The following is a 12,646-nucleotide window of genomic DNA, read 5'->3' on the forward strand; positions in this document are numbered from 1 at the left end:
TCAATTTCTACAGTTTTGAAGACCCTCTCCGTATAGAAAGACGACCCTCATGGCACACCGAGCGGTTCTGACCGCGCGACAGCGCGCGGCCCTTTTCCACCTTCCAACGGATGAGGCGTTGATCCTTCGGCATTACGCCCTGTCCGATGAAGACATCGATTTTATCCGCACCCGCCGCCGCCCTGAGAACCTGATCGGATTTGCGCTGCAGCTTTGTGCCCTTCGATATCCGGGACGGCTGCTGAGGCCCGGAGAGATCATCCCCAAAGAAATGTCTGACTTCATCGCCGCCCAGCTCGGCGTCAAACCCGATGACCTTCTACATTATGCCGAGCGAGAGAACACACGGCACGAGCACCTGGAAGTACTGCGCAAGATTTATAGGTACGAGATGTTCAAGGGCAAGCGGGTCAAACAGATGCGTGCGTGGCTTGATCAGAATGCCGAAGGTGCGCAATCGAGCGAAGGTCTGGTGAGGGCCTTTGTGCAAGAATGTCGTGGGCGGCATATCATCCTGCCGGGAACGACTGTCATGGAACGGATGTGCGCCGACGCGCTTGTTGCTGCCGAACGCCGGATCGAAACTCGGATAACGGCGCGCCTTGACCGCGCGATGCGCGCTCGTCTCGATGGCTTATTGAATGAGGAAGAGGAGGGCCAAACCACCACGTTCGTGTGGTTGCGCCAGTTTGAGCCAGGCAAGAACTCCGCAGATATCAACCGCCTGCTTGATCGGCTGGAGTTTCTGAAGGCGATTGCCTTGGCACCAGAAATTATGGACGACATCCCAGCACATCGGGTCACGCGGCTGCGCCGTCAGGGAGAACGCTACTTTGCGAAAGGACTACGTGACATCACCAGTGACCGCCGCCTTGCCATCCTGGCCGTCTGCGTCGTGGAATGGAGCGCTGCCATCGCAGATACCGTTGTGGAAACACATGACAGGATTGTAGGCAGCGTCTGGCGGGATGCGAAACGGATCTGCGACGCGCGGGTCACGGAAGCTCAGGCGGACGTCGCAAAGACCCTGGCTGGATTTGAGACCCTGGGATCAAACCTATTGATGGCCAAAGGCGACGATGCCGCCCTCGCCAATGCCGTCGATAGTTCTTGCGGCTGGAGCGGCCTTGAAAGTCTGGTCGCGCAAGCAACACAGCTTCAGGCAACGGTGAAAGCAGATACTCTGGCCCATGTGTCCAAGGGCTTCCACCGGTTCAAACGCTATGCTCGGCGCATGTTGAATGCTCTGGATATGACATGCGCCAGTGTGGCCCAGCCATTGATCACGGCAGCGCAGATTATCCGTGACAAACAGGATATCCCGGCCACATCGCTGACCTTTTTACAACCACGTTCGAAATGGCGACCGCAATTCCGCGCGCCCGATATTGATCAAGAGCGGCTGTGGGTTGTCGCCGTCCTGTGCCACCTGCGCGATGCGTTCCGTTCTGGCGATATCTGGCTTCCGCATTCGCGGCGTCATGCCGACATGAAGCAAGCCCTTGTGTCCATCGATGCCGCCCGCGCCATGGGGCTTTCAATGCCACTGGAACCAGAGATCTGGATGGCTGATCGAAAGCGCCGCTTGGAAGAGGGGCTGAAACGGCTGGCCAAGGCGGTGCGCTCCAAAACCTTGCCGAGTGGAGTCATTGAAGACGGCGTTTTGCGCGTGAGCCGTCTTGACGCCGATGTGCCGGAGGAGGCCGGTGATCTCGTCCTCGATCTTTACCGTCGTCTGCCGGAGACGCGGATCACCGATATTCTCACAGAGGTCGACAAAGACACCGGCTTCACCGAAGCCTTCACGCATCTGCACACCGGTGCCCCATGCCGTGACAAGATTGGCTTGCTGAACGTGCTCCTGGCGGAGGGTCTCAATCTAGGCCTGAGCAAAATGGCAAATGCCACCAACACTCATGACTTCATACAGCTTTCCCGTTTGTCACGGTGGCATGTCGAAAGCGAGGGAATGGCCCGCGCCCTGGCCATGGTGATTGATGCGCAGACCCACCTGCCAATGACCAAATTCTGGGGTGTAGGGAAAACGGCTTCCAGTGATGGGCAGTTTTTCCCAACGACGCGGCAGGGCGAGGCAATGAACCTCATCAACGCAAAATACGGCAACGAGCCGGGCATAAAGGCCTACACCCACGTCTCTGACCAGTATGCGCCATTCGCCACTCAGGTCATTCCCGCCACGGTGAGCGAGGCACCTTATCCGACATGAACCGCCTGCTCGACCGGCTGGAATTCTTGAAGGTCATGCCCCTGGGCAGATCCATCCTGGCAGACGTGCCACCCCATCGCGTTGCCCGCCTTCGACGACAAGGGGAACGGTATTTCGCTGGTGATCTGCGAGATATTTCAGGCGATCGCCGCCTTTCCATCCTCGCAGTCTGTGCGTTGGAATGGGGTAGCTCTATTGCTGACGCGGTGGTCGAGACCCATGACCGTATTGTCGGAAAGACATGGCGCGAAGCAAAACGCGCATGTGATGCCAGCGCGACCGACGCCAAGGCTGCATTGAAGGACACGCTGCAGGCCTTCTCAAACCTCGGATCAGCGCTGCTGGAAGCGCATGAAGATCAGGCGTCCCTGAGCGACGCCGTTCAAAACACTGGCGGTTGGTTATCCCTAAACCGGCATCCTGCGGGTGATGCAATCCTTGGGGATGGTGGGGCAAAAAGGCGTGCCCAAGGCCCGCACGCCGACGGTGATGTGCGCCGGATCACGCTGGTTTCGCGCGCCTGTCGGCGGGCTGTTCCGTAGCTACCGCGCCATTGGCGATGCGGTGGATGCGGGCACCGTTCTGGGCGCGATTTCAGACCCCTTTGGCGAGGTCGAGCAGGAGGTGATCTGCGACGAGGCCGGTATCGTCATCGGGCGCAGCAACATGCCGGTGGTCTATGAGGGCGAGGCGCTGTTTCACGTTGCCAGCACCCCGCGCGGCGAGGCGGCGGCGGACGGCGTCACCGCGCAGATGGACGCGGCGCCGCTGTTTGACGAGGACGAGATCCTCTAACGCGTTTCGCGAAACGCGCTAGCGCGTCTTGCCGGGGTTCTGCGGTATCAGGAAAATCGACAGGACGACCATGCTGAAGATCAGCTCGTAGACTTCCCATTTCCGCTCCACGTCCAGCACCGCGATGATGATGCTGGCCACCAGCGCGATGACCGCATGTTTCATCCATGGCACGGGCACGGCCATGCGGTCGGCCAGCGCCGCGATGCGCCCACCCTTGGGATAGACCAGCGGCAGACCGACCAGATACAGCAGGATGCAGATCGTCAGCACCGGCCCGAACAGCGATTTGGTCAGATGGACATCGCCAACCACCAGATTGTGCAGGTTCGTCTCATACTGTTTGTTGTTTTGCTGGAAAAATTCGTCCGACTCCCAGCCGACAATACGCTGGCCCCAGGATATCTCCTCGCCCGCGGCCATGAAGAACAGCAGCGCATAGAACACGGTCAGCCCCGCCGCCCCGCGCCGCCCGCTGCGCCACAGTGACGCGGCATGGGTGGCCAGAACGATGCTGGCGATCAGCAGGAACAGGGCGGTGGCATACTCCACCGGTCCGTCTTCGGCCGCGAAAACCAGCGTAAAAAACGATGGATTGGCGAAGGCCAGAACGATGGTGGCAATCAGGATCAGCGCGATTGCAGGTATCAAGGCGCTGTCGATTTTGCGGATAAGGCTCATGGCGCATCCTTTGACGTCAGAATATGAGCGTGTCGGCCAAACGCCGCGAATGCAGCAAAAGCCGGGGCTTGTAACCGCCAGCGTGTAAGCCAGCCCGCGCCGCGCATCAAGACCATTCGCCGCCCGCCCGCCTGCCTTCCCCTAGGGAAGCCGCGCTGCGGCGTCTTGCAATCGCGCGCAGAAACAACAAGACTGCCCCCAAAGCGGGACAGCCGCCGCGGCGCGCCCGGTGCGGCGCATATGGGCGCGCAGGTTACGCAAGGAAAAACGGCCCCAAAGAGGCCGATCCGCCATCGGAGAGACAAAAGTGGACCAGGGTATCGCAAGGCACATAGTTGCAGGGCGAAGCCGATCCGGTTTTCGGCGCGACGCCGTGCGTTGATGTGGTCAAGGTCGTCATCGGCAAGCGTGTAATGTCGAAGGAGCGAAAGTTCATCGATAGGGAGATCAAAAAAGGCCGAACGCTGGCGCTCGGTCAGAATGGTACGGTGCGCCATGTTTCTTTTGCTTTCTATTTTAGGTTTTCTTATCTTTGATTAAGATAATTAATAAGGAATAGCTTTTATGAGCGGAAGCAGAGCATCTGCCAGAGCATCACAAACATTCGTTTGTGAAACATGCTGATCGGCTATGCTCGCGTCTCAAAAGCCGACGGCAGCCAGTCCCTCGACTTGCAGCGGGATGCGCTGATCGCGTCAGGCGTCGAAGAGGACCAGATTTACTCGGATCTGGCATCCGGAAAGAAAGATGACCGCTCAGGTCTGGAGGCCTGCCTCAAGGCATTGCGGGATGGCGATGTTCTGGTTGTGTGGAAGCTTGACCGCTTGGGCCGCAGCCTGCACCATCTTGTCAAAACCGTCAGCTTGCTGTCCGAGCGCGGCGTTGGCCTCAAGGTGCTCACCGGACAAGGCGCGCAGATCGATACAACAACTGCGGCAGGACGACTTTCATTTGGCATCTTTGCGGCCTTGGCCGAATTTGAAAGTGAGTTGATCCGCGAACGCACAATGGCCGTGAACTGGCCCCCCTTTCGACCGGACACTCAGGCATAACCATGGAGGCTTAGGAATAGCCCTAAGCATGTGCTTATGTCTGACTATGAGATCATCACCGATGGCGGCCGCAGGCGTCGCTGGTCGTCGTCTGAGAAGCTGCGCATCGTGGAGGAGACGCTTGACGAAGCTACCAGCATTTCCATCGTCGCGCGCCGCAATGGTGTCGCGCCGAACCTGTTGTATCGTTGGCGACGACTGATGCTGGAGGGGGGAGCCGTGGCTGTGTCTGGAGACGATGACGTCACAAGCAATCGGGCCGTGCGACAGATGGAGGATCGCATCCGCGAGCTGGAGCGGCATCTGGGGCGCAAAACCCTCGAGGTGGAGATCCTGAAGGAGGCCCTCGACAAATCACGCTCAAAAAAACTGACGTGGCATGCGCAGTCGCTGCCGAAGGACGGTTTCCAATGAGCGTCGTGGCCGAGACCCTGGGCGTCTCCCGATCGAACCTGCACGCCCGTTTGACAGGAGGTGCAAAGCCGCGTCGGCGCTATCACAAAGCGCAAGATGCGGCGGTGGTGCCGTTGATCACTGCGCTCGTGGCGGCGCGGCCGACCTATGGCTATCGCCGCATTACGGCTATCCTGAACCGGCAGCTGCGTGCCTCAGGCTCCGCACCTGTTAACCACAAGCGCGTTTATCGCATTATGCAGGCCCAGAATCTGCTATTGGCGCGGCCCTACATGGAGCGGTCGGACCGCACCCACAATGGCAAGGTCGTGACCATGCGCTCGAACCTGCGATGGTGCTCGGATGGGTTCGAGTTCACCTGCTGGAACGGTGACATAGTCCGTGGAGCCTTCATCATCGACGCCCATGACCGAGAGATCATCTCCTGGTGCGCCGTCGTGAATGCGGGCATCGCTGGATCGGACGTGCGGGACATGATGCTGGCGGCGGTCGAAGCGCGGTTTGCGGGGCATCGCGCACCGCACCAGATCGAGATGCTCAGCGATAACGGCTCGCCCTACATCGCCAAGGACACCTGCATCTTCGCCCGGCAGCTCGGCCTCAAACCCTGCTTTACTCCGGTGAAGAGCCCGCAGAGCAACGGAATATCAGAGGCATTCGTCAACACCCTGAAGCGAGATTACGTGAACGTCACGCCGCTGCCAGACGCCGTCACCGTCCTTGGATTGATTGCCGGGTGGTTCGAAGACTACAATGAAAACCACCCGCACTCGGGGCTGAAGATGCGCTCTCCACGCGAGTTCATCGCAGCCCAAACCGCAACCGCCTGAGTGTCCGGTCAAACGGGGGCAAGATCAGGCCGGGCTCCAAGCCGCCCGCGCCCGTGGCCGGAAAGGTGGAAGGAAGTTTGCGCTGACAAAAGCGCAGGTCCGTATGGCGCAAGCCGCCATGGCCAATCGCGACACGTCTGTTAGTGATCTCTGCAAGGAGTTGGGGATCAAGCCTGTTACGCTCTATCGATACGTAGATCCAAACGGAAATCTGCGTGAATACGGAAGCCGCGTCCTCAAAATGCCTTAGGGTGTCATTCTGCACTCAGCCGGAATCCACCCCTCAATAGCGGTTTGGATCGACGCTTGATCAGGCTTCGGAACGTCCGATTCCGACAATTTTTCGCGTAAGAGGTCAAAAATGCCATCGTCCGCGACGGCAGCTAGGTTTTGCGAGTTATCAACGGAATTGATGTTCACCCGCGCATTTGCTCCTTGGACGTTGTTAATGATTGTGCTGGGTGAAGCAGGAGGGGCGTCGCTTCTGCGTACTTTCGAATTGTAAAATGCTCCAACCCCCATGCTGGGCATGGCGGCCCTATAGCCGGGATCTTCGACGATGTATTCCTCAACTAGTCCGTTACCGATCTCTCGCAGGAATCGGTCGTTCGGTTCGACTTGAATTGATGTGTCTTCGGTCATGACTTTTCCGCTCGTGACCAGACCCTTGATGCCGTCCTTTCTGTTCGTACCGTCCGCTTTAACAAACGACAGTGTTTCGTTCAGCGCCTCACCTAACATCGACAAATGGTCTCTCCTAACGCAATTCAATCTGTAGGTAAGCTATCTGGGCACCACAACTTAGACCAGTGACGTAATCGTTCGCTGATCAGTTCACCACTTCCGATAGAAAGCACAACCAGCCATTTTCTCATTTGGGTCAGTTTGTGACGTGAATGTCAAAGTCATCTGACGTTCAACATCGATCCTGTTTTTTTCTGGGCTTGGGGTTCGGGCAAGCCGAACGCCGCTGCGCCGCAAGGGGGCCGTTTCGTCGGCCCCCTTCGGACTACCGAAATAGACAAGCCCGTGTCCTCGCCTTCGGCTGCGGGCCGCGCCAGCTTGTCGATTTTGGCAGTCTCGACCCCCTCAGTTCGCCACATGGCAAGGTTTCAGGAGACGGGCGCTTCGCGTCCGACCCCTAAAACCCCGCCCGATTATCGGCACCAAGCCGGACAGGGCAGCACCACAAAGGAACGAGAAAATGAACCTCGACGCACTCGAAATGACAGAAGCGGAACACCAAGCGCGCAGGATCGCGGAGCAGAATGACCAGTTTCGCAAACACGTCCTGACAGGCGGACCCGCAGGCACACCGCAAGGGCGCATCGTTATGACCCGAGCCGTGGCAGAAGTCGGGCCGACCTTTCAGATGGAAGTCACCCGCGCCGTGATGGCTGACGAGACGTTCACCGAGGACAACGACCCTTACGGCGACCACACGTTCGGAGCCGTCACCGTGCAGGGCCGCAAGGTCTGGTGGAAGATCGACCTCTACGACCTCGACTATTGCTGGGGTTCAGAGACGCCCGACGATCCGAGCCAGACGCGCCGCGTCCTGACCGTCATGTTCCCGTCCGACTACTGAATACGGCGCGTCCCGAAAGGGGCGCGACCGTCAGGCGCAGCCCGCGCCGGAAAGGAGGTGACAGCATGAGCAGAGAGATTTTGACAGCCCGAATTGCGGAAGCATGGGCGCTTGTCAGGAAGGGCGATGATTTTGGCATCGGACGCCGCTTCCTGATCCAGCACGGAGCCATCTAAGGCCCCCTCGCCTCGCCCCCAAAGAGGGGCGGGGCAACCAATAACACATAACTTCACCACACGACAAGGATTGTCCCAATGACCAAGCAAACCAAGATCACCGCCACAGAGGCCCGTATCCCGCTGGACCGCCTGACCCTTTCCACCTTGAACCCGCGGCAGGACGTGCCGCAGGCAGACGTGATCGAACTGGCCGAAAGCATCTGGACCGCTGGCTTGATCCAGAACCTTTCAGGGCTGGCCGACGACGAGGGCGGAGCGGAGATTGTCGCGGGAGGCCGCAGGCTTCGCGCTTTGAAATATCTGGCCGAGCAGCACCCCGATATGGCCGAGACGCATCCCGAACTGGCAAGCCCGATGGTCAACCTGGCCCCCGACCGGACCACCGGAGAGGCATGGGCCACAACCGAAAACATTGCCCGCCGCGCGTTGCACCCCGCCGAGGAAATCCGCGCCTATGGCAAGATGGAGCAGGGCGGATCGACACCCGCCATCATTGCCCGCGCCTTTGCCGTGACCGAAAAGCACGTCTATCGCCGCCTTGCGCTTGCCCACCTTCCCGCGCCCGTGCTGGACGCCTTGCGGGCCGACGAAATCAGCCTGTCCAATGCCGCCGCGTTCACGATCAGCGACGACCAGAAGCGCAGCCTTGAGATACTGGAACAGGTGCGCGGCGAAAGCCAGTCGGATTACAACATCAAGCGGATGCTGAAACCTGACGCTGTGCGCGGGACCGACCGCCGCGCGATCTTTGTGGGCGAGGATGCCTATATGGCCGCAGGCGGGCGGATCGGCGGCGATCTTTTTGCCGACGAAAGCCTGTTTGATGATCCCGAAATCCTTGACGCGGTGTTTCAAGAAAAGCTGGACGCCGTCGCAAAACTGTTGCGGGGCAAGGGTTGGAAATGGGCCGAAGCGATCACCGAAAGCTACATCGGGTATCACACCATCGAGGACCGCAAGTTTGAGCGCATCTATGCAGAGCAAGGCGATCTGACCGAGGCTGAAACCGAGCGGTATGATGAACTGGCGGAACTGGCCGAGGGCGATGTTCTGGACGAGGACGGCGAAGCAGAACTGGCCGCATTGCAGGAAAAGCTGGACGGCATGTTCAGCGCCGAGCAAATGGCCGTTTCTGGTGTCATGGTCTATGTGGACCGCGATGGACGGTTGCAGGGTTCCGATGGGCTTGTTGCCCGTGAGGATAAAGCCGCCGCCATCGAGGCCGGTTTCCTTCGCAAGCCCACGCGGATCGAGGACGACGAGCCTAAATCGCCTATCTCGCAGAAGTTGGCCGACGATCTGGGGCGCATCGCACAAGGGGCGAAGCAACATGCGATCTTGCGCGACCCTGACCTGTTGCTTGATCTTCTGGCTTTCCAGTTGAGCCACGCTCTGAACTGGAAAAACCCGCTTGGCCTGTCGCTTACCGATGTTCCGAACTGGCCTTCGACAGAAGCCGAAGGCTATGCGCTGGACGAGAAGCTGACCGCCAACCCCCCGCGCGATATGTGGGAAATCAAAGACCTTGCCGCGTCATTCCGCGCGTTCCGAAAGAAGGGCGCGGACCATGTTCGCGGCGAACTGACCCGCTTTCTTGCGGCGCAGTATCGGGGCGGCGATGAAAAGCTGGCGGCGCTGGTCGAGAAGGAGACGCAGCCGAGTATCCGCGAAGTCTGGACCCCGACCGCCGAGAACTTTTTCAAGCGCGTGGGTGGTCCCTACCTCAACGACTTGTGGAGCGATCTTCTGGGGCTGGCATCAGGCCATGCCACCATCACCGCGTTCGAGAAGCTGAAAAAGAGTGAGAAGGCCGAGAAGCTGGAAAGCCTGTTTGCCGATCCGGCCACCCGCAGCGCCCTTGGCCTGACCGAAGAACAGCAAGACCGCATCGCCGCGTGGCTTCCCGAAGGCATGGCCTGACCAGACCCGCAGGGCGCGAAAGCGCCCTGCCCTTTCCCCAATACCGGAGACAGATCATGGCGATGAAATCCTACAATGTGGCGATGATGGACGCCGCGCCCAAAACCAGAAAAGCGCATATCATCACCTTCGCCCGCGACGGTCAGCCGCCCGTTGACGTGGCACTCTACAAGACGGGCGGAGGCTACGCCGCCGACCATCCCCGCAGTGGCTACGCGATCCGCGCCTTCGATCAAATCTGCCGGTTCGGCCCCGCCGTTTCCTTTGCCGAGGCCAAGGCAAGTCTGACGATGATGCTGGACGAAATGGAAGGATACGAACGTATCCGCGAAGCCTGCCACCGCTATCCCGTCCTGAATCCCGACTTCAACTAGGAGGTTTGCACCATGCCCGATTTCACAGCCCACCGTCACCCCGTCCTGGCCGTCCGTTGTCCCGATTGTGGGAAAGCCCCCGGCGTCTGGTGCTGCCGCCCGAGCGGCCACCGCGCCAGCGACTTCCACTTAAGCCGCAAGGCCGAAGCCGACCGCGTGTTTATCGACCAGCACGGGCCGTATGCCAGCATAGAGCGGGATGGCGAAGGTTGGATACTCGACCCGCAGGGCCGCGTCGGCATCCGCCCGCAGCCCGACCAGCTCGCACTTTTCTAGGCGAAGTTTCCGCGCACGAAAACTGGCACAGCCGCCAAGAACACACTATGATCCAACGAGATTTGGATTGCCGCCGAAAGGATAAACCAGATGAAAACCGCGATCCTGCACAGGGTTTATCTCTACGGATACAGTCGAAACGTCCTGCCCGCGTGGTTTCGCCGGATTGTGGCACGTTCCGAACTGCACCGCGCATGGCTTTCCGGGTTCAATGGCTGTTTTATTGAGAACGGCACCCGATACGGCCCTTCAAACCCATATGGGCTTGTTGTCGCGCCGACCGGCCAAGGCAAAGGCTTCTGGCCCGAATGATATTCTGATTCCTTGTGGTGAGGATAACGACTGGCCCCGCTTCGGCGGGGCCTTTTTTTCGCCAGAGCGAGGGGATAGGGTCCGATGGCCGACCGCTGATTACCGGCGTCCAACTCACATCGGAGACTTTGATGGACCTTTCCGAAATGACTTATCCAGAACTGGAAAAGCACCAGAAGGATGTAGAGGCAGCGATGCGCAACCTCGACAAAACCCGCAAATCCGACGCGAAGAAAGCCGTCAGGAAAACGGCCAAGGATCACGGTTTCACGGTAGAGGAACTGTTCGACCTACCCGCGAAGAAGTCCACCGCCGCCGCTTCGCCGCCCAAGTATCGCAACCCGAAGAACCCGGATGAAACGTGGACCGGCAAAGGCCGCAAACCCAAGTGGCTCACCGCCGCTTTGGAAGATGGCACCAGTCTTTCGTCCTTTGAAATCTGAAAATGATCGGGCGGGCCAGGTCTGCGTCCTGCCCCGCCCGATCCGGCGCTTTTCGCGCCGAAGCCTTGCCTAGTGGCACGGCGACGCCTGCTTACCGCTCTGGCCCCAAATCCGCGGTCGGTTTCAGGAGTTGATCGAGGCCACCTTGCGCGAACCGAACCAGGGCTTCGGCATCGTTTAGAGCGTCAACGGGATCACGTTAAAGAAGATCGAGCTTCGCGTTGCGCAGCCAGAACGATTCAGTGTCGCACAGCTCTGTCACAGCATTTCTCATCCGCACCATCCTTTCCGTCGCCCGCCTTCATACCGCCGCGCCAGCCCTTCGCCAATCAGCGTGCCGCCCACGTCAGCCCGATTGACATAGAGTCGGCCCAGAAGCCGCCCGTATTTGTCGCGACCCGGCAGAAGCATCAGATCGACTTGCTTCACACCGTCGATCAGATCGCGCAGCCGCGCGGTCGCCATGTTGCCAAGTTGTCGCTCGTAGTCGCATCTGGCGCGGTATGTTTCCGGTGTATCATAGCCGACCAAGCGAACCCGCTCGCCGCCAATGTCGATGGTATCCCCGTCAATGACGTAGATTTGCGATCCTTGGATGGCTTCACTAAAAGCGACCCCCGGCGTTGCCACAGCCCACAGCAGAAAACAGGTCCGAATGGCCCCGAAACACCAGCTCGACTTCCGCACCCCGAAGAAACCGCGTCGGCGTCCGTGGATCATCGGCGTAGTCATAGTTGCTGTCATTGCGATCCTCGCTGCCGTGATGTGAACGCCCGTCTGCATCCTTCCAATATCTTAGCTTTCCCCGTGCCATTTGTCACAGCGAGAGACGACTATTTCGCGGATAACTTGTGAGTATTTACGGGTGATGTGATCGTGCCGCCGCCGTGGTTTTAGAGTTCCGTTCGCACGTCCCAGAAGATCATGCCTACCCTGCGGATTGATCGGCGCCTGTCAGGTGAGCCATTGCCCGCCCGTCCCTTTTCCATGTGTTTCTGACTGATGAACATAGCGGAGGGGTTCTGTGAGACGCTTCGCTTCAAACACTACTTTCCCCTGGCCTGCGGCCATTCCTCGCGAAACAAAGTAGCATTGGACACACGACACCCCCCCGCAAAGCCATGTCCACCGAAACACTCAAAAAGGACCGAACCAATGGCTAACCAAACTCTGAAGCTCCGCGTCAAGACCGAAGGCCGCGACGGCAAGAACTACTGGGACAACTGCGGCGTCCTTTTCATCAACACCGACGACAGCGGCACGATCACTTCCGTCACCGTGAAACACAATATGTTCCCCGGCGTCGAAATGGCCGCTTTCCCGCCTCGCGACAAAGACGAGGAAAGCTAAGACAAGAAGGGCGGCCAGCGAGCCGCCCTTCCGCCTACCGGCACTATCCGTCAGACATAATCGCCCGTCTGCATCGGTAATTGATGCTCGACGGTTCGTCCTTTCTTCCCGTCTCATTTTCCTAGAATTATCCACGGGGGAGCTGCGCAAGCAGCGGGGGCCGTGGCCCCTGCCATGATCCTCGATCATGGCACCGCGCTCTAGG

General features: G+C 59.2%; 13 protein-coding genes and 3 pseudogenes. 12 read left to right on the forward strand and 4 right to left on the reverse strand.

Features of this window, described 5'->3' with window-relative positions:
* Window positions 1-49: 49 nt before the first annotated feature.
* From DC366_RS17560 to DC366_RS17565, 3 genes and pseudogenes are all read left to right on the forward strand, one after another.
* A pseudogene (locus DC366_RS17560) lies at window positions 50-2,218 on the forward strand (Tn3 family transposase); the annotation flags it as partial.
* A pseudogene (locus tag DC366_RS20380) lies at window positions 2,218-2,673 on the forward strand (Tn3 family transposase); the annotation flags it as partial. The pseudogenes DC366_RS17560 and DC366_RS20380, both read left to right, overlap by 1 nt.
* 43 nt (window positions 2,674-2,716) lie before the next feature.
* The gene (locus tag DC366_RS17565) at window positions 2,717-3,022 is read left to right on the forward strand and encodes a succinylglutamate desuccinylase/aspartoacylase family protein (RefSeq protein ID WP_439331670.1); all 306 of its coding nucleotides are present in this window, start codon (window positions 2,717-2,719) and stop codon (window positions 3,020-3,022) included.
* Window positions 3,023-3,040: 18 nt separating this feature from the next.
* On the opposite strand, the gene DC366_RS17570 is transcribed toward DC366_RS17565, so the two are convergent.
* Window positions 3,041-3,703 carry a hypothetical protein gene (locus tag DC366_RS17570; RefSeq protein ID WP_108693491.1) on the reverse strand — a complete coding sequence of 221 codons (663 nt, stop codon included), beginning with the start codon at window positions 3,701-3,703 and terminating at the stop codon, window positions 3,041-3,043.
* A 299-nt stretch (window positions 3,704-4,002) separates the two neighbouring features.
* Window positions 4,003-4,200: pseudogene (locus tag DC366_RS17575) on the reverse strand (DUF4158 domain-containing protein); the annotation flags it as partial.
* 120 nt (window positions 4,201-4,320) lie between these two features.
* Here DC366_RS17575 and DC366_RS17580 point away from each other — a divergent pair.
* Window positions 4,321-4,755: a recombinase family protein gene (locus DC366_RS17580; protein WP_439331671.1), complete on the forward strand. Its 435-nt coding sequence runs from the start codon at window positions 4,321-4,323 to the stop codon at window positions 4,753-4,755.
* A gap of 36 nt (window positions 4,756-4,791) precedes the next feature.
* Window positions 4,792-5,999 (forward strand): IS3 family transposase gene (locus DC366_RS17585; RefSeq protein WP_243405204.1). Its coding sequence is split into 2 segments (ribosomal slippage): window positions 4,792-5,116 and window positions 5,116-5,999, totalling 1,209 coding nucleotides; the frame shifts between segments, so codons are not numbered across the junction.
* A 246-nt stretch (window positions 6,000-6,245) separates the two neighbouring features.
* Here the strand turns inward: DC366_RS17585 and DC366_RS17595 are convergent.
* Window positions 6,246-6,746 carry a hypothetical protein gene (locus DC366_RS17595; RefSeq protein ID WP_133176236.1) on the reverse strand — a complete coding sequence of 167 codons (501 nt, stop codon included), beginning with the start codon at window positions 6,744-6,746 and terminating at the stop codon, window positions 6,246-6,248.
* A gap of 457 nt (window positions 6,747-7,203) precedes the next feature.
* Here DC366_RS17595 and DC366_RS17600 point away from each other — a divergent pair, with 457 nt between their 5' ends.
* From DC366_RS17600 to DC366_RS17625, 6 genes are all read left to right on the forward strand, one after another.
* On the forward strand, window positions 7,204-7,587 hold the full coding sequence (locus DC366_RS17600) for a DUF3768 domain-containing protein (RefSeq protein ID WP_243405205.1): 384 nt from the start codon (window positions 7,204-7,206) through the stop codon (window positions 7,585-7,587).
* 254 nt (window positions 7,588-7,841) lie between these two features.
* Window positions 7,842-9,686 carry a ParB/RepB/Spo0J family partition protein gene (locus tag DC366_RS17605; RefSeq protein WP_108693495.1) on the forward strand — a complete coding sequence of 615 codons (1,845 nt, stop codon included), beginning with the start codon at window positions 7,842-7,844 and terminating at the stop codon, window positions 9,684-9,686.
* Window positions 9,687-9,742: 56 nt separating this feature from the next.
* Window positions 9,743-10,060, forward strand: coding sequence for a hypothetical protein (locus tag DC366_RS17610; RefSeq protein WP_108693496.1), 318 nt, complete (start codon window positions 9,743-9,745; stop codon window positions 10,058-10,060).
* Between the two features lie 12 nt (window positions 10,061-10,072).
* On the forward strand, window positions 10,073-10,336 hold the full coding sequence (locus DC366_RS17615) for a zinc finger domain-containing protein (RefSeq protein ID WP_108693497.1): 264 nt from the start codon (window positions 10,073-10,075) through the stop codon (window positions 10,334-10,336).
* 90 nt (window positions 10,337-10,426) lie between these two features.
* Window positions 10,427-10,648 (forward strand): hypothetical protein, encoded by a 222-nt coding sequence (locus tag DC366_RS17620; RefSeq protein WP_108693498.1) that lies wholly within the window; start codon window positions 10,427-10,429, stop codon window positions 10,646-10,648.
* Between the two features lie 131 nt (window positions 10,649-10,779).
* A complete protein-coding gene (locus DC366_RS17625) occupies window positions 10,780-11,091 on the forward strand; it encodes an H-NS histone family protein (protein WP_108693499.1) in 312 nt (103 codons plus the stop codon).
* Between the two features lie 270 nt (window positions 11,092-11,361).
* Here the strand turns inward: DC366_RS17625 and DC366_RS17630 are convergent, their stop codons facing one another.
* Window positions 11,362-11,823: a thermonuclease family protein gene (locus DC366_RS17630; RefSeq protein WP_165802952.1), complete on the reverse strand. Its 462-nt coding sequence runs from the start codon at window positions 11,821-11,823 to the stop codon at window positions 11,362-11,364.
* Between the two features lie 423 nt (window positions 11,824-12,246).
* Between DC366_RS17630 and DC366_RS17635 the strand changes: the two genes are divergently transcribed.
* Complete coding sequence (locus DC366_RS17635; RefSeq protein WP_108693501.1) at window positions 12,247-12,441, forward strand: hypothetical protein; 195 nt, start codon at window positions 12,247-12,249, stop codon at window positions 12,439-12,441.
* Window positions 12,442-12,646: the final 205 nt, after the last annotated feature.

This window comes from Pelagivirga sediminicola, assembly GCF_003072125.1.
Lineage (GTDB): Bacteria > Pseudomonadota > Alphaproteobacteria > Rhodobacterales > Rhodobacteraceae > Roseovarius > Roseovarius sediminicola.

Bases quoted from the DNA above. Each gene is read 5' to 3' on its own strand.
- DC366_RS17565 (WP_439331670.1), top strand. From the start codon at position 2,717: ATGTGCGCCGGATCACGCTGGTTTCGCGCGCCTGTCGGCGGGCTGTTC.
- DC366_RS17570 (WP_108693491.1), bottom strand. From the start codon at position 3,703: ATGAGCCTTATCCGCAAAATCGACAGCGCCTTGATACCTGCAATCGCG.
- DC366_RS17580 (WP_439331671.1), top strand. From the start codon at position 4,321: ATGCTGATCGGCTATGCTCGCGTCTCAAAAGCCGACGGCAGCCAGTCC.
- DC366_RS17600 (WP_243405205.1), top strand. From the start codon at position 7,204: ATGAACCTCGACGCACTCGAAATGACAGAAGCGGAACACCAAGCGCGC.
- DC366_RS17605 (WP_108693495.1), top strand. From the start codon at position 7,842: ATGACCAAGCAAACCAAGATCACCGCCACAGAGGCCCGTATCCCGCTG.
- DC366_RS17610 (WP_108693496.1), top strand. From the start codon at position 9,743: ATGGCGATGAAATCCTACAATGTGGCGATGATGGACGCCGCGCCCAAA.
- DC366_RS17615 (WP_108693497.1), top strand. From the start codon at position 10,073: ATGCCCGATTTCACAGCCCACCGTCACCCCGTCCTGGCCGTCCGTTGT.
- DC366_RS17620 (WP_108693498.1), top strand. From the start codon at position 10,427: ATGAAAACCGCGATCCTGCACAGGGTTTATCTCTACGGATACAGTCGA.
- DC366_RS17625 (WP_108693499.1), top strand. From the start codon at position 10,780: ATGGACCTTTCCGAAATGACTTATCCAGAACTGGAAAAGCACCAGAAG.
- DC366_RS17630 (WP_165802952.1), bottom strand. From the start codon at position 11,823: ATGACTACGCCGATGATCCACGGACGCCGACGCGGTTTCTTCGGGGTG.
- DC366_RS17635 (WP_108693501.1), top strand. From the start codon at position 12,247: ATGGCTAACCAAACTCTGAAGCTCCGCGTCAAGACCGAAGGCCGCGAC.